This is a genomic window from Loktanella salsilacus, assembly GCF_024206795.1.
In the GTDB taxonomy this organism is placed as follows: Bacteria; Pseudomonadota; Alphaproteobacteria; order Rhodobacterales; family Rhodobacteraceae; genus Loktanella; species Loktanella salsilacus.
Genome location: NZ_CP072994.1, coordinates 2,484,819 through 2,499,725 on the forward strand (window position 1 = coordinate 2,484,819; position 14,907 = coordinate 2,499,725).

Here is a 14,907-nt window from a genome sequence, read left to right on the forward strand (position 1 = left end):
AAATTTCAGTCCGAGCGGAGCATTCCCATGGCCAGCTATCAATACGTCTATTTTATGGACGGCGTCTCCAAGACCTATCCCGGCGGCAAAAAGGTTTTTGAAAACATCCGGCTGAACTTCTTGCCTGGTGTCAAAATCGGTGTTGTCGGTGTGAACGGCACAGGTAAATCAACCCTGATGCGGATTATGGCCGGACAGGACAAGGATTTCGCTGGCGAAGCTTGGGCGGCCGAAGGTGCCAAAGTTGGCTATCTGCCGCAGGAGCCGGAACTCGACCAAACGCTCAGCGTGCGCGAAAACGTGATGCTGGGCGTGGCCGAGAAAAAGGCTGTGCTGGACCGCTATAACGAGCTGGCGATGAACTACAGCGAAGAGACCGCTGAAGAGATGGCCAAGCTGCAGGACGAGATCGACGCGCAGAACCTGTGGGATCTGGATGCACAAATCGACGTCAGCATGGAAGCGTTGCGCTGCCCGCCCGACGACGCAGACGTCAGCACATTGTCTGGCGGTGAAAAACGCCGCGTGGCTCTGTGCAAACTGCTGCTCGAAGCCCCCGACATGCTGCTGCTTGACGAACCGACCAACCACTTGGACGCCGAAACAATCGCTTGGCTGCAGCAGCACCTGATCGACTACAAAGGCACGATCCTGATCGTTACTCACGACCGTTATTTCCTTGATGCCATCACCGGCTGGATCCTCGAACTCGACCGTGGGTCGGGCATCCCGCACGAGGGCAACTATTCCAGCTGGCTGGAAGCCAAGGCCAAGCGCCTTGAGAAGGAAGCGAAAGAAGACAAGTCCAAGCAGCGCACGCTAGAGCGTGAATTGGAGTGGATGCGTCAAGGTGCAAAGGCGCGTCAGGCCAAATCCAAAGCGCGAATCAGCGCCTATAACGACCTGGCCAACCAGTCGGAAAAAGAAAAAATGGGCCGCGCCCAGATCATCATCCCCAACGGTCCGCGTCTGGGATCCAAGGTGATCGAGGTCATCGACCTGAAAAAGGCGATGGGCGACAAACTGCTGGTCGAAGGCCTGTCCTTTGACCTGCCCCCCGGCGGCATTGTCGGCGTGATCGGCCCGAACGGCGCGGGTAAATCCACGCTCTTCTCTATGCTTACGGGTCAAGCGCAGCCCGACGAAGGCACCGTTGAATACGGCGACACGGTCAAACTGTCCTACGTCGACCAGTCCCGCGACGCCCTGTCCCCCGATGCCACTGTCTGGGAAGAGATCACAGGCGGCGCAGAGATCATCGAACTTGGCGACGCCTCTATGAACAGCCGCGCTTATTGCTCGGCCTTCAATTTCAAAGGTGGCGACCAGCAGAAAAAAGTCGGCCTGCTCTCTGGCGGTGAACGCAACCGCGTCCACATGGCTAAGCTGTTGAAATCCGGCGGCAACGTTCTGCTGCTTGACGAACCGACGAACGATCTGGACGTGGAAACCCTGCGTGCGCTCGAGGATGCTCTGACCTCTTTCGCCGGCTGCGCTGTGGTCATCAGCCACGACCGCTTTTTCCTTGACCGGATTTGCACGCATATCCTGGCATTCGAGGGTGATGCCCACGTCGAATGGTTCCAAGGCAACTTCGAAGACTACGAAGAAGACAAAAAGCGTCGCCTTGGTGCGGACGCGCTGGAACCTAAGCGCCTAAAGCACAAGAAATTTGTGCGATAAGATACGATTATGTTGCAGTGCAGCGCCCACAGCGCTGCACTGCGGCGCAATAAAATATCACATTAACGTTTTGTTTTGCAACTTTTGATAGATATCGCCACATTCGCGTCTAAATTTGCGTTTAAAGCTGACGGATCAATCGAAAGGCACGTGTCATGGCGATCGGCTTACTTAGCGGCATCATCGGTTTGTTTTCGGCTTTGTGCTCTACGCTGGTGCCGGGCATTTCGATTGTTGAAACATGCATAATTTACTCCATCATGGTCTGCGCCAGCATGACACTTTCAGTTGTACTCACGCTTATTCACCCGCAGGCAGATTCCCGCACCCATTGATACCGCGCAACACGTCGGCCTTGCATTTGACGCGGGCTTCGCGTATCCAACCGTTGCAGACGTTATCCATCTCGACCCACTGTGTTCCTTTCTAGGCTACAGCGCTCGACATTGCACTGACTACGCCGGGCTACCGCAATCTCGTGGGTGGCATGACTAAAAGGAATAACACGATGGCTACTGGCACCGTGAAATGGTTCAACGCAACTAAAGGCTTCGGCTTTATCGCTCCCGATGGCGGCTCCAAGGACGTTTTCGTTCACATCTCCGCTGTTGAGCGTTCCGGCCTGACCGGCCTGGCCGACAACCAGAAAGTGACTTTCGACATCGAATCCGGCCGTGACGGTCGTGAATCCGCTGTGAACCTGTCGCTGGCTTAAGCCGCTTCTGCAAGACTTGGGTGCGCGGAACCGCGCATCCTTACCCCCGCCAGACGCAGCGATATGCGTCACAAAACCTTCCCAAAAATTTCGTTGATTTTGCAAACGTGACGCAGATAATGGCGTTGCTACGTTAACTCTATCGACGACGGTCCCCATCGGCCCTGTGCATCGATCTAGCACTGACGAGCCGATCCGCTGCATCCCGCGAGCGGTAAGTAAGGGAGACATGCCATGGCAACTGGCACCGTAAAATGGTTCAACACCACCAAAGGCTTCGGATTCATCGCACCCGACGGCGGGTCCAAGGACATCTTCGTCCATATCTCAGCCGTCGAGCGTTCGGGCCTGACCGGCCTCGCCGACAATCAAAAAGTCACCTTTGATATCGAAGCCGGTCGTGACGGCCGCGAAAGCGCCGTGAACCTGTCGCTGGCCTAATCCGCGGTCAGCCTGTTCACGAAATCCAGAACCGCTGGTCCCATATCCGCGACAATCAGCTTCACCCCGGCTGCGTTGGGGTGAATGCCATCATCCTGCAGGTACGCCTGCAAATCAACGCTGCGCAGCCCTGTGAACCAATCAGGATACAGCGGCAGGTCGTAGCTTTGCGCAAGCGCATCGTACATGCCGTTGAATTCAAGCGCATAATCCACGCCGTAGTTCGTCCCAGCCTGCAGGCCCACCAGTATCGCAGGCACATCCGCCGCGTCTAGCTTGGTCAAAATCTGATCCAGATTGCCCCGCGACACCGCCGGGTCCAACCCGCGCAAATAATCGTTGCCCCCCAGCGCCACCAGCACGCCGTCCACGTCCGGCGTCAGCGTCCAATCGACGCGGCTTAGCCCGCCTGCCGTTGTATCACCCGACACGCCAGCGTTCAGCAGCGTGACCTCTGCGCCCTGTTCGTCCAACCAAGCTTGCATCTGGGGCACGAAGCCTTCGCCCTGCGTCAACCCATAGCCCGCCGTCAGGCTGTCGCCTAAGGCTGCGACCGTGACGGGTGCGGCAAATGCCGCAGTTGCAAAAAGGCTGACGGTTAACCCGTTGCGAACTGCCCGTGCGGCACCATATGCAAAGGTGAACAAACCAAAGGTCTTGCCCATGCCCGATTCCGTCCTGTCACTGCGCAACGTGGCGCTGTCCCTCGACGGCAATGCGGGAAAGGTCGACATCCTGCACGATATATCGCTCGACGTGGCAAGCGGTGAAACCTTGGGGCTGGTCGGGCCAAGCGGGTCTGGCAAATCGTCTCTCCTGATGCTGATGGGCGGGCTGGAACAGGCCAGCGCGGGCACGATCACCGCCATGGGCAAAGACCTGACCGCGATGAACGAAGACCAGCTGGCCCGCTTTCGCCGTTCACATATGGGGGTGGTGTTCCAATCTTTCCACCTGATCCCGACAATGACCGCACTGGAAAATGTCGCGACCCCGCTGGAACTGGCAGGCGCGCCCGATGCGTTTGATCGTGCCCGCGCGGAATTAGAGGCCGTTGGCCTTGGTGCCCGCGTCGATCACTACCCCAACCAGATGTCGGGCGGCGAACAGCAACGTGTCGCCCTTGCACGCGCCTCTGCCCCCCGCCCACACATCCTGCTGGCAGACGAGCCGACGGGAAACCTTGATGAAACCAACGGCGCAGCGATCATCGACCTGCTGTTTGGCCTGCGCGATCGCCACGGCGCGACGCTGATCATGGTCACCCATGCCCGCGACCTTGCGGCGCGCTGCTCGCGCGTGATTGGCCTGCGTGACGGCCGGTTGGACGCCGCATGAGCCTGCGCCTTGCTGCGACCTTCGCCCGCCGGGAACTGCGCGGCGGCCTGCGCGGATTTCGCGTCTTCCTCGCCTGCCTCGCCCTTGGCGTCGCGGCCATTGCTGCCGTTGGCACCGTCCGTTCGGGGATAGAGGCCGGCCTTGCCGAACAAGGCAGCGCCTTGCTGGGCGGCGACGCACAGGCCACGCTAACCTACCGCTTTGCTGCAGAGCCAGAGCTCGCCTTTATGCGCGAGGTCTCAACCACCCTGTCCGAAACCGTCGATTTCCGCTCTATGATCACCGTGGGCGATGACCGCGCCCTGACGCAGGTGCGCGCCGTTGACGGTGCCTATCCCCTTGTCGGCAACGTCACGCTTGATCCGCCCATGCCCCTGCCGGACGCGCTGGCGGGGAACGGCACCCTACCGGGCGGCGTGATGGAACGCGTCCTCGCTGACCGCCTTGGCCTGACCCCCGGCGACACATTCCGCATGGGCACACAGGATTTCGTCATGTCCGCCGTGCTGGCCAGCTATCCTGACAACGGCGCTGGCGGCTTTTCGCTCGGACCGCGCAGCATCGTGCTGACCAAGGATCTGGCGAACGCGGGCTTGCTCTCCGAAGGCACCCTCTTCGACACCGATTACCGCATGCTGCTGCCCGCTGGCACCGACCTGCAAGCGCTAGAGGACCGCGCCGACAGCCAGTTCCGCGACACTGGCATGCGCTGGCGCGATAGCCGAGAAGGCGCAGGCGGCACCGCCCGTTTCGTAGAGCGCATTGGCGCCTTCCTGATCCTTGTGGGCCTGTCGGGCCTTGCGGTCGGCGGCGTTGGCGTCAGCGCTGCTGTGCGCGCCTACCTGGGCAACAAAACCGGCACCATCGCGATCCTGAAAACGCTCGGTGCCACACGCGGCACCATCTTTACGACTTACGCCCTGCAAATCGGCGTTCTGACCCTGCTTGGCGTCGCCATCGGCCTGATCCTTGGCGGCGGCATTCCCGTTCTGCTTGCCCCGGTGATCGAGGCGCAATTGCCCATCCCCGCCGACTTCGGCTTCGCCCCCGCACCGCTGATTGAGGCGGCGATATACGGCATCCTTGCCGCCGCGATTTTCACCCTCTGGCCCCTTGCCAGGACGGAGCAGATCCGCGCTGCGACCTTGTTCCGCGATGCCTTTGCCGGGGGCACGGCCCTGCCCCGCTGGCCCTATCTGGCCATCACCGCCGCGCTGATCGCGCTCCTGCTCGGCCTTGCGATCTGGTTCTCTGGTACCGCGTGGCTCACGCTTTGGACCGCTGGCGGCATCGCTGGGGCCCTGCTGATCCTTGTGCTCGCTGCGGCGCTGATCCGCTGGATCGCCCGTATCTCTCGCCGCGCTGCACGCGGCAGGCCGGCCCTGCGCCTTGCGCTGGCCAGCATTGGCGCACGGGGCGGCGAATCGACCTCTGTCGTGCTGTCGCTGGGCCTTGGCCTTGCTGTGCTGGCGGCCATCGGCCAGATCGACGGCAACCTGCGCCGCGCCTTCACGGCAGAACTGCCAGAGCGCGCGCCAAGCTACTTCTTCGTCGACATCCAGCCTGACCAGATCGATGGCTACCGCCAAATCCTTGCGGATAACCCTGCCGTCACACGCGTCGACACTGCCCCCATGCTGCGCGGCATCATCACGCGCATTAACGATGAAGACGCTGAAAAAGTCGCTGGCGGCCATTGGGTCGTGCGCGGCGATCGCGGCATCACCTATGCCGATGCCCTGCCAGAGGGGAGCACCATCAGCGCAGGCGAATGGTGGCCCGAAGGCTACTCTGACGCGCCGCAAATCAGCTTTGCCGCCGAAGAGGCCGCCGAGATTGGCTTGAGCCTTGGCGACACCCTGACCGTCAACGTGCTGGGCCGCGATATCACCGGCACGATCACCAGTTTTCGCGAAGTGAACTGGGACAGCGCGGGCCTTGGCTTTGTGCTGACCTTCAACAGCGCAGCCCTTGCGGGCGCACCGCACAGCTGGATTTCCACCGTCTACGCCACCCCGGAATCAGAGGCGCAGATCCTGCGCGATCTTGCCACGGCCTACCCCAACATCACCGCCATCCGTATCCGCGATGCCATCGACCGCGTCGCCACCTTGATCGAAGGCGTCACCGCCGCCACCCGTTACGGCGCGCTGGCGACCCTTGTGACCGGATTCCTTGTCCTGATCGGGGCCGCCGCCGCAGGCGAGCGTGCCCGCACATTCGAGGCGGCTGTACTGAAAACCCTTGGCGCGACCCGCGGTATGATCATCACCAGCTTTGCCCTGCGCGCGGCGCTGCTGGGCTTTGCCGCAGGCGCGGTTGCCTTGGCCGCTGGCATCCTTGGGGGCTGGGCGGTGCAGACCTTTATCATGGAAGGCGACTATCAGATCATCTGGGCCAACGCGCTGTGGATCATTGGCGGCGGCGTGCTGGTGTCGCTGCTCGCGGGCCTCGCCTTTGCGATCCGCCCGCTGCAAGCCGCCCCGGCGCAAGTCCTGCGATCGCGCGACTAACCGAGGCCCAGCAAACAACAAAAAAGGCGCAGGTGGATCACCACCTGCGCCTTTTTTTCATCAAAGGTCAGCTTCTTACAGCGACGGCTTCTTCTGCAACAGCGGCATCACTTGCGCCATCTCTGGCCCGCGAGCCTGCCCGGTGACAGCCAGACGCAGCGGCATGAACAGCCCCTTGCCCTTGCGGCCCGTGGCCTCTTTCACCGCATTGGTCCACTCGCCCCAAGTCGCATCCGTATAGGGCGGCTCGCCCAGCAGATCGAAGGCCTGCGCGACCATGTCGCGGTCTTCATCCGCGACCACAGCCTGCCCGCCATCGCGGAACAGCGCCCACCACGGGGCCACATCATCCAGCTTGGCGATGTTTTCCTTCACCACAGCCCAGAACGCGGGCTGCAGATCAGCAGGCACGCCAGCGGCGTCCAGCGTGTCCTTTACCGCATCAGCCTCAAGCGTCGCATAGTGGCGCGCAGTCAGCGGCCACAGGTCTTCAAAGTCGAACTTCGTTGGGGCAGACCCAAAGGTGCCGATATCGAAGCCTTCGATCACTTGATCAATGCCATTGACCAGCACGACAGGCTGGGACGATCCAAGCCGCGCCATCAGCGACAAAACCGCCTCTGCCGCGATGCCCTGCGCGCGCAGATCGCGCAGCGCCAGCGTGCCAAGACGCTTCGACAGCGCCTCGCCCTGCGGGCCGGTCAGCAGGGAATGGTGGGCAAAGCGCGGCACGGTGCCGCCCAGCGCCTTCATGATCTGAATTTGCGTCGCTGTGTTGGTGACGTGGTCGGACCCGCGCACGATATCCGTGATCTTCATGTCCACGTCATCGACGGGGGACGCGAAGGTATACAGGATCTGGCCGGTTTCCTTGATCAGCACGGGATCGCTGACCGACGTGCAATCAATGCTGATCGGCCCCATGATCCCGTCGTCCCATTCGACCCGTTCCAGATCCAGCTTGAAGCGCCAGTGGGACTTGCGCCCCTCGTCGCGGTAGGCTTGCTTTTGCGCGTCAGTCAGCGACAGCGCAGCGCGGTCATAGACCGGCGGCTTGCCCATGTTCAGCTGCTTCTTGCGCTTCAGGTCCAGTTCGACAGGCGTTTCAAAGCATTCGTACAAACGCCCCGCATCCAGCAATTGCTGACGCGCCTCGTCATAGCGGGCAAGGCGATCAGACTGTTTTTGCACGTCGTCCCATGTGATCCCTAGCCACGTCAGCACATCGCGGATGCCCTGTTCGTATTCCGGCTTGGACCGTTCCTGATCGGTATCGTCGATCCGTAGAATGAACGTGCCGCCGTTCTGGCGCGCGATAGCGTAGTTAAACATCGCAGCGCGCAGGTTGCCGATGTGCATCCAGCCGGTGGGCGACGGGGCGAAACGGGTGATCGTAGTCATGGGGCGACGTCCTTTATCTTTGCCCCTGCTGTGTCATGCCGCCTGCGGTTTGTCCAGTTTTGACGCCCCCGGGGCTGGCAAACGCCACACCAAAAGCGCCAAAGCGACGAAGGACACCGTTGAAAACAGCAGCGCCAGTTGCAACGCGTCCGAATAGACCGCGACCTTCCCCTCTCCTGCCTGCAAACCGCTGGTGACATGGGCAAAGAACAGCTGCCCCATAACCGCAATTCCCAAGGCACCGCCGAGCTGCTGAAACGACTGCAGCGCACCAGAGGCAGAGCCGGTATCCGCGTCCGTCACCTGCCCCAGCACCGTGTTGAACAGCGGCGATATTGCCGTGCCAAGCCCCAGCCCGCCCATGAACAAGGGGATCATGAATGCGTTGCGGCTGATCTCTCCGGCCTCTTGTGGGGTCACAAAGGGCAGCAAAATCATGCAGCTGGCCAGCAACGCGCCTCCCATGCTGATCCGGGGCCGCAAAAAGCGGTTGCCCAATCGCCCCGCCGCGATTGATGCTGTCAGCACACCAATCGAAAACGGGATTGTTGTCAGACCAGATTGCAACGGTGTGAAGCCGTTTCCGACTTGCAGCAGGATCGCAAGCACAAGGAAAAACCCCGGAATGCCCGCAAACAGTAACATGACGATCCCAGTGCCGACCATGAAATTGCGGTTGCGGAACAAGGCCACCGGCAGCAGTTGCGCCTGCCCCATTGCAGCCCGGCGGCGTTGCCACCAGACAAAGACCCACAGCATCGGCAGCGCGGACGCCATCATCGCGAAAATCCACAGCGGCCAGCCGACCTGACGCCCCTCAATCAGGGGGAACATCACCAGTAGCGTGGTAATGGCCGCAAGGCCGATCCCGACAAAGTCGACCTCTAGCCCCTTATTGCCGGGCAGATTAGGTACAAACTTTAGCGCGCCGATCACGGCGATGATGCCGACCGGAACGTTCACCAAAAAGATCGGCCGCCAGTCAAGTCCTTGAATATCCGCACCAATCAAGAACCCGCCCAGCACCGGCCCTGTCACGCTGGCAAGGCCTGCCGACAGCCCGAACAGCGCAAAGGCCAGCCCGCGTTCCTTGGGCGCAAAGAGCGAGGGCACAATCGCCAGCGTCTGCGGCGTCATCATCGCGCCGCCAATCCCCTGCACCACCCGCGCCGCGACCAGCGTATAAATCGACGGGGCCAGCCCGCATAGCGCAGAGCCGAAGGTGAACACGCACACACCCGCGATGAACATCCGCCGCCGCCCGACCCGGTCGCCCAGTCGCCCCATCGGCAGCAGCAACAGCGCAAAGGTCAGGATATAAATCGCCACGACCCATTCGATCTGGCTGTCCGTCGCGCCAAAGGCGTCCTGCAGCGACGGGATCGCTACGTTGACGATGGTCACGTCGATCAGGTTCATGAAACCCGCAACCAGCAATGCCGCCATGGCAAACCATCGCCCGGCCAGCGGGGTATCATCATTCGTCGCGTTCATCTTGGGCTTCCTGATCTGTGACAAGTTCGATCTAGCCCTGCGCCAGACAATGTCCAAGCGCCAACGCCTTCCCCATCAAAAAGGGCCCCGCATCATAATGCGGGGCCCAAATTTAGTGCAATATCAGATCGTTTTAGCGAATGATCTGAACGATTGTGCCGGTTTCAGCGTCGACCAGAACTGGCAGGTTGTTCACGTTCAGGTAACGGTACTCTGGCTGTGGCACCTCAAAGGTCGTGATCTCTGCGGGGACGATCGCGCCCACAACGACTTCGCCGTCCAGATAGACCGTATCAACCGGGTTCGCCGCAACATAGGTCAGCGTATCTGGTGTGGGTTCAACCGCTGCTGCGCCGACGGCTGTCCCAGCGATACCGCTGGCCACGATGGCACCCACGGGGCCGCCCAGTGCGAAGGCGGTCAATGCACCGACCGTGGCGGTCGCGACGGCTGCGCCGTTCTGGTCGCCTTGCGACACACCTTCTTCGGTCTGCGTGATGATCACCAGCTCTTCTGGGTTGCCGGCCATGTCGACCAGCGGCACGGCGTTGGCGTTGTCTTCAACATACAGGTACTGGCCCGATGCCCAGCCTTCTGCGTCCGCAGCAGTGACCTTGCACCAGCTGACGTCTTCCAGGCAGCCTTCGATTGTGACCTCTTCGTTCAAGGCCAGCACGCCCGTGATTGGTGCTGCGATGGTCGGATCGGTCCGCACCGTCAGTTCTGCGCCAGCCTTGGCAGAGGTGGTCTGCGCAAAGGCAGGAACAGCTGCGGTCAAAGCGATGGCAGAGGCGATTGTGAGTGTTGTCAGTTTCATGCGAGTCTTCCTTTAGGCCGTCCCGCTGCACCGATGATCGATACTACTTAACAAGACGGCGTTCTGGGAATGAAATGCGCGGCAGTGGCCAATCGTTCCGTGGCCAAACGGGGTGCAGGCGGCTATCCGCCCAAACCGGACCTTGATTTCGGCAACAATCGCAAGGCGTTGGCAGAAAGGCTTGTCGCTGCACGCCAGCAGACCACAGCCCGCGCGCAAAACATCACCGGCCCGCGGGTTGCCGCGCCACGCGCCATGCCTGCTCTTTGTCCGAAGCATTCGAAACCAAGGCGAAACCCGCGCTTTTGGCAGCCCACCCCGCACAGCGCCGTACCGGGGTTCGATACCGCGTGAACGATCAGGTCGTCGTCCGTTATCCGTTGTCGCGCCAGCGGTTTACGATGGGATAGCGGCGATCCAGCCAGAACGCCCGGCGCGACAACCGCGTGCCGGGGGCCGACTGAAAGCGTTTGTATTCGCTGATATAAACCAGATGCTCGACCTTCTTGACCGTGGCCCTGTCGTAGCCCGCAGCGACGCAATCCGCGACGCTGGATTCGTCATCGACCAGCATCGTCAGGATGCCGTCAAGGATGTCATAGGGCGGCAGGCTGTCGTCATCGCGCTGATCGGGCCGCAGCTCTGCACTGGGCGGCTTGTCGATAATGCTGACAGGGATCATTTCCCCCGCAGGGGCCTTCATCCACGGACGGTGGTTGGCATTGCGCCAGCGGCAAATGTCGAACACCCGTGTTTTATACAGATCCTTGATCGGGTTATAGCCGCCCGCCATATCACCGTAAATTGTGGCATAACCCACTGCGACCTCTGACTTATTGCCAGTGGTTAGCAGCATCTCGCCAAACTTGTTCGACTGCGCCATCAGCAGCAGCCCGCGCATCCGGCTTTGGATATTCTCTTCGGTCAGATCGGGCGCGAGCCCGTCAAACAGCGGGGCCAACGCCGTGCCCACCGCGTCAACAGGCCCGGAAATCGGCACCGTGTCAAAGGCACAGCCCAGCGCATCCACGACCCCCTGCGCATCATCCAAAGAAGCCTGAGAGGTGTATTTGCTGGGCAGCATCACGCCGCGCACATTGTCCGGCCCCAGCGCGTCAGCCGCAATCACGGCGACAATCGCACTGTCGATCCCGCCAGACAGACCCAGCAGCACCTTTTTGAAACCGGTCTTGCCGCAATAATCGCGCAGGGTTTCCACCATCGCGCGATAGTCCTGCTCATGGCTGTCTGGGTGATGCGCCTTCGCGCCCTCGGCCGCGACCCAAGCACCGCCCTCGCGGATCAGATCGACGTGGGCAATCGCCTCTTCCATGATTGGCATCTGCAACGCCAGCTTGCCGCCCCGGTTCAGCACGAACGATCCACCATCGAACATCTGATCGTCTTGCCCGCCGACCATATTCACATAGATCAGCGGCACGTCATTTTCGATCACGCGGGCAACCATATTGTTCAGGCGAATGTTGAACTTGTCGCGGAAATAGGGACTCCCGTTGGGGACAAGCAGCACCTCTGCCCCGCTTTCGACCTGCGCCTCTGCTACGTCAGGATACCAGGCATCCTCGCAAATTGGCGTGCCAATGCGCGGGCCTTGCGTGGCAAAGGGACCGTGGATCGCGCCCCGGCTGAACAGGCGCACCTCGTCAAAGACATTATAGTTGGGCAGGAAAAACTTATCCGCACGCCCTGCGATCTTGCCGCCTTGCAGCATGTAATAGCAGTTGTGCAGCTTCACGCCCTCGACCGCCGGTCCGCCAATCATCAAGATGGGACCGTCAGCGCAAGCCGCTGCCAGTTTTTCAATCGCCGCGACGGCATCCAGAATGAAGGCGTTGCGCCGGACCAAATCCTGCGTCTGATACCCCGTGATGAACATCTCTGGCAGCGCAACCATCTGCGCCCCCGCATCACGCCCCTGCCGCCACGCGTCCAGCGCCTTTGCGGCATTGCCTGCCAAGTCCCCAACGGTTGGGTTCAGCTGCGCCAAGGTGATGCGATAGGTGTCAGTCATGGGCGATATCTCCGGGTTTGGACTGCAAATAGCAGATATCCGCCCAAGGGAAACCCGCCGCCGCCCCGCTTGCCCCGTTGCCTGCGGCCCAGGGTTTCTTTACCCTCCGGTTCTGAGGCAATCACAGGACTCCCCATGACGCGTTTTGCAACGGCAGCACTCTTGGCAATGACCCTTGCGGGGGCAGCTACGGCACAGACCGTGGAAACCAAGCAATACGACGACGGCGGCGTATATGAAGGCGCATTCCTGAACGGCAAACAGCATGGCACGGGCACCTACACCCTGCCCAATGGCTACAGCTATACCGGCAACTGGGTGGCGGGCGAAATCAGCGGCACCGGATCTGCGACCTTCCCCAATGGCTCAATCTACGAGGGCACATTTGCCGCAGGCAAACCCGATGGCACCGGCAAGATTACCTTTGCTGACGGCGGCACATTCGAGGGCGACTGGCTCGAGGGGAACATCACCGGCCGCGGCATCGCCCGCTATGCCAATGGCGTCGTGTACGAAGGCGAATTCCGCAACGCGATGCACCACGGCACCGGCACCATGCGCAGCCCCGACGGCTATGAATACACTGGCCCCTGGATCAATGGCGTCAAAGAAGGCGTCGGCCGCGTCACCTATCCCGACGGCGCCATCTATGAAGGCGCGCTGAAAGCAGGAGAGCGTGACGGGACCGGTACCCTGACCATGAAAGACGGCCTGATCTACGAGGGCACCTGGGTCGATGGCCAAATCCAAGGCACGGGCAAACTGATCCAGCCCAATGGCGACATTTACGAAGGCGACCTTGCTGCCGGCAAACGCGACGGCACCGGCAAAGTCACTTATGCCAACGGCGATATCTATGACGGCAGCTTTACCGATGACCGCCGCAATGGCACGGGCACCTTTACCGGCACGGACGGCTATCGCTACAGCGGCGACTGGAAAGACGGCCAGATCGACGGCATGGGCGAAGTCACCTATCCCGACGGCGCGGTTTACGTCGGTGCCTTCACCGCCGATCTGGCAAATGGCACGGGCAAAATCACCTACGCCGACGGCTCGACCTATGACGGGGCATGGACCAATGGCGTCATCGACGGGCGCGGAGTTGCGACCTATGCCAACGGCCTTGTGTATGACGGCGACTTTGTGAATGCCAAGAACGAAGGCACCGGCACCATGACCTACCCCGACGGCTATACCTACGCGGGTAGCTGGGCGGACGGGCAGCGCAACGGCATGGGCACGGCGACTTATGCTGACGGCACGGTGTACGAGGGTGAATTCCTGAACGGCCAGCGCCACGGCACCGGCACGATCACCCTGCCCGATGGCTTCGTCTATGCTGGCGAATGGCAAGACGGCGAAATCAGCGGCAAGGGCGTCGCGACCTACGCCAACGGCGACGTCTACGAGGGCGCATTTGTGCGCGGCCGCCGCGAAGGCCCCGGCACCATGCGTTATGCTACAGGCACTGAAACCACAGGCGATTGGGCCGACGGCGCCCTGCTAACACCGGCCCCCGCGCCAGAGCCCGCGACCGCGGAAGAGGCACCCGTCAACGGCGACGCGCCCGTCAATATTGACACCGCCCCGGCAGAACCTGCGCCCGCCAACTAAACCTTAGCCCCGCAGCCGCGCCTTCAGCGCCAGCAGGTCGGCCCAAGCCTCGCGCTTGGCCGCCGGCTGGCCCAGCAGCATGTCTGGCGAAAACATCGGCAGCGCGGGGCGGCCCATTACCTCGGCCCACTGCCCGCGCATCCGCGTAATGCCGGCGCGTCCCAGCAAGGCCTGACAGGCCGCATTGCCCATACAGACGACAACATCCGGCTGCACCAGCGCGATATGCCGCTGCACAAACGGCAGCATCATCGCCAGATCATCCGCCAGCGGCATGCCCGCCCCCGCCGTGCGCCAAGGCATCACATGCATGACATAAGCCGCCTGCGCCGCGGCCTCGGACGTCCGGTCCAGCCCAATCGCCCCCAGCATCCGGTCCAGCAACGCGCCCTGCGGCCCAACAAAGGGACGTCCCGCCTGATCCTCGGCCCGGCCCGGCGCATCGCCAATCACCATGACCCGCGCGGCCATGTGCCCCTCGGCCCCGACAAAGTTGCGCGCACCGCGCTTCAGCGCGCACAGCTCGAATCCCTCATGCGCCGCCGCCAGCGCCGCCAAATCTGCCGCTGCCTCAGCCGCCTCGCGCGCCAGCGCCACGGCATCGAATTTTTCGGGCACCGGGATCGGCGGCGGCGGTGGCCGCGTACCGGGGGCAAGCTTCACTGGCGCAGCCTTCGCCGCCACGGCTTCCAGCGCATAGCGATCGACGGGCACATCGCCAATCGCCTCATCCGCGCCCAAGGCCACTTGCCAGTCGAGCAAGGCAACCTCGGCCCAATATGTCTCACTTGATTCCATAGGCCTCACTCTACCCCAGCCAAAGGCGGAACGCAGTCCCCTTCTTCTGGTCAAAAAT

The 14,907-nt window shown here is 61.7% G+C and carries 13 protein-coding genes; 7 read left to right on the forward strand and 6 right to left on the reverse strand.

Annotated features, from left to right (window positions below):
- The first annotated feature begins 27 nt into the window (after window positions 1-27).
- The 4 genes from ettA to KBW81_RS12090 all read left to right on the forward strand — a co-directional run bounded on the left by ettA (window position 28) and on the right by KBW81_RS12090 (window position 2,839).
- On the forward strand, window positions 28-1,683 hold the full coding sequence (gene ettA, locus KBW81_RS12075) for an energy-dependent translational throttle protein EttA (protein ID WP_090186799.1): 1,656 nt from the start codon (window positions 28-30) through the stop codon (window positions 1,681-1,683).
- 155 nt (window positions 1,684-1,838) lie between these two features.
- Window positions 1,839-2,018: a hypothetical protein gene (locus KBW81_RS12080; RefSeq protein ID WP_254247336.1), complete on the forward strand. Its 180-nt coding sequence runs from the start codon at window positions 1,839-1,841 to the stop codon at window positions 2,016-2,018.
- 173 nt (window positions 2,019-2,191) lie between these two features.
- The gene (locus tag KBW81_RS12085; RefSeq protein WP_072856590.1) at window positions 2,192-2,398 is read left to right on the forward strand and encodes a cold-shock protein; all 207 of its coding nucleotides are present in this window, start codon (window positions 2,192-2,194) and stop codon (window positions 2,396-2,398) included.
- A gap of 234 nt (window positions 2,399-2,632) precedes the next feature.
- Window positions 2,633-2,839, forward strand: coding sequence for a cold-shock protein (locus tag KBW81_RS12090; RefSeq protein WP_254247337.1), 207 nt, complete (start codon window positions 2,633-2,635; stop codon window positions 2,837-2,839).
- On the opposite strand, the gene KBW81_RS12095 is transcribed toward KBW81_RS12090, so the two are convergent.
- A complete protein-coding gene (locus tag KBW81_RS12095; RefSeq protein WP_254247338.1) occupies window positions 2,836-3,504 on the reverse strand; it encodes an arylesterase in 669 nt (222 codons plus the stop codon). The two genes, KBW81_RS12090 and KBW81_RS12095, sit on opposite strands and share 4 nt — an antisense overlap.
- Between KBW81_RS12095 and KBW81_RS12100 the strand changes: the two genes are divergently transcribed.
- Both KBW81_RS12100 and KBW81_RS12105 read left to right on the forward strand, forming a co-directional pair.
- Window positions 3,503-4,177, forward strand: coding sequence for an ABC transporter ATP-binding protein (locus tag KBW81_RS12100; RefSeq protein WP_254247339.1), 675 nt, complete (start codon window positions 3,503-3,505; stop codon window positions 4,175-4,177). The genes KBW81_RS12095 and KBW81_RS12100 overlap by 2 nt on opposite strands.
- Window positions 4,174-6,690, forward strand: a complete 2,517-nt coding sequence (locus tag KBW81_RS12105) for an ABC transporter permease (RefSeq protein WP_254247340.1) — start codon at window positions 4,174-4,176, stop codon at window positions 6,688-6,690. The genes KBW81_RS12100 and KBW81_RS12105 overlap by 4 nt, the downstream gene beginning before the upstream one ends.
- Window positions 6,691-6,765: 75 nt before the next feature.
- Here the strand turns inward: KBW81_RS12105 and gltX are convergent, their stop codons facing one another.
- The 4 genes from gltX to KBW81_RS12125 form a co-directional block, all read right to left on the reverse strand.
- Window positions 6,766-8,091, reverse strand: coding sequence for a glutamate--tRNA ligase (gltX, locus tag KBW81_RS12110; RefSeq protein ID WP_090186813.1), 1,326 nt, complete (start codon window positions 8,089-8,091; stop codon window positions 6,766-6,768).
- Window positions 8,092-8,124: 33 nt separating this feature from the next.
- The gene (locus KBW81_RS12115) at window positions 8,125-9,585 is read right to left on the reverse strand and encodes an MFS transporter (RefSeq protein ID WP_254247341.1); all 1,461 of its coding nucleotides are present in this window, start codon (window positions 9,583-9,585) and stop codon (window positions 8,125-8,127) included.
- A 133-nt stretch (window positions 9,586-9,718) separates the two neighbouring features.
- Entirely contained in the window at window positions 9,719-10,402 is a 684-nt protein-coding gene (locus KBW81_RS12120; protein ID WP_090186820.1) for a DUF1236 domain-containing protein, read from the reverse strand.
- Between the two features lie 373 nt (window positions 10,403-10,775).
- Window positions 10,776-12,434 (reverse strand): NAD+ synthase, encoded by a 1,659-nt coding sequence (locus KBW81_RS12125; protein ID WP_254247342.1) that lies wholly within the window; start codon window positions 12,432-12,434, stop codon window positions 10,776-10,778.
- A gap of 135 nt (window positions 12,435-12,569) precedes the next feature.
- Between KBW81_RS12125 and KBW81_RS12130 the strand changes: the two genes are divergently transcribed.
- A complete protein-coding gene (locus KBW81_RS12130; RefSeq protein WP_411914367.1) occupies window positions 12,570-14,051 on the forward strand; it encodes an MORN repeat-containing protein in 1,482 nt (493 codons plus the stop codon).
- Window positions 14,052-14,054: 3 nt separating this feature from the next.
- Here KBW81_RS12130 and KBW81_RS12135 read toward each other — a convergent pair whose 3' ends face one another.
- A complete protein-coding gene (locus tag KBW81_RS12135) occupies window positions 14,055-14,849 on the reverse strand; it encodes a uracil-DNA glycosylase (RefSeq protein WP_254247343.1) in 795 nt (264 codons plus the stop codon).
- Window positions 14,850-14,907: the final 58 nt, after the last annotated feature.

What these genes read in the sequence shown, in the direction of transcription:
- ettA (WP_090186799.1), top strand. Translation starts at nt 28, where the DNA reads ATGGCCAGCTATCAATACGTCTATTTTATGGACGGCGTCTCCAAGACC.
- KBW81_RS12080 (WP_254247336.1), top strand. Translation starts at nt 1,839, where the DNA reads ATGGCGATCGGCTTACTTAGCGGCATCATCGGTTTGTTTTCGGCTTTG.
- KBW81_RS12085 (WP_072856590.1), top strand. Translation starts at nt 2,192, where the DNA reads ATGGCTACTGGCACCGTGAAATGGTTCAACGCAACTAAAGGCTTCGGC.
- KBW81_RS12090 (WP_254247337.1), top strand. Translation starts at nt 2,633, where the DNA reads ATGGCAACTGGCACCGTAAAATGGTTCAACACCACCAAAGGCTTCGGA.
- KBW81_RS12100 (WP_254247339.1), top strand. Translation starts at nt 3,503, where the DNA reads ATGCCCGATTCCGTCCTGTCACTGCGCAACGTGGCGCTGTCCCTCGAC.
- KBW81_RS12095 (WP_254247338.1), bottom strand. Translation starts at nt 3,504, where the DNA reads ATGGGCAAGACCTTTGGTTTGTTCACCTTTGCATATGGTGCCGCACGG.
- KBW81_RS12105 (WP_254247340.1), top strand. Translation starts at nt 4,174, where the DNA reads ATGAGCCTGCGCCTTGCTGCGACCTTCGCCCGCCGGGAACTGCGCGGC.
- gltX (WP_090186813.1), bottom strand. Translation starts at nt 8,091, where the DNA reads ATGACTACGATCACCCGTTTCGCCCCGTCGCCCACCGGCTGGATGCAC.
- KBW81_RS12115 (WP_254247341.1), bottom strand. Translation starts at nt 9,585, where the DNA reads ATGAACGCGACGAATGATGATACCCCGCTGGCCGGGCGATGGTTTGCC.
- KBW81_RS12120 (WP_090186820.1), bottom strand. Translation starts at nt 10,402, where the DNA reads ATGAAACTGACAACACTCACAATCGCCTCTGCCATCGCTTTGACCGCA.
- KBW81_RS12125 (WP_254247342.1), bottom strand. Translation starts at nt 12,434, where the DNA reads ATGACTGACACCTATCGCATCACCTTGGCGCAGCTGAACCCAACCGTT.
- KBW81_RS12130 (WP_411914367.1), top strand. Translation starts at nt 12,570, where the DNA reads ATGACGCGTTTTGCAACGGCAGCACTCTTGGCAATGACCCTTGCGGGG.
- KBW81_RS12135 (WP_254247343.1), bottom strand. Translation starts at nt 14,849, where the DNA reads ATGGAATCAAGTGAGACATATTGGGCCGAGGTTGCCTTGCTCGACTGG.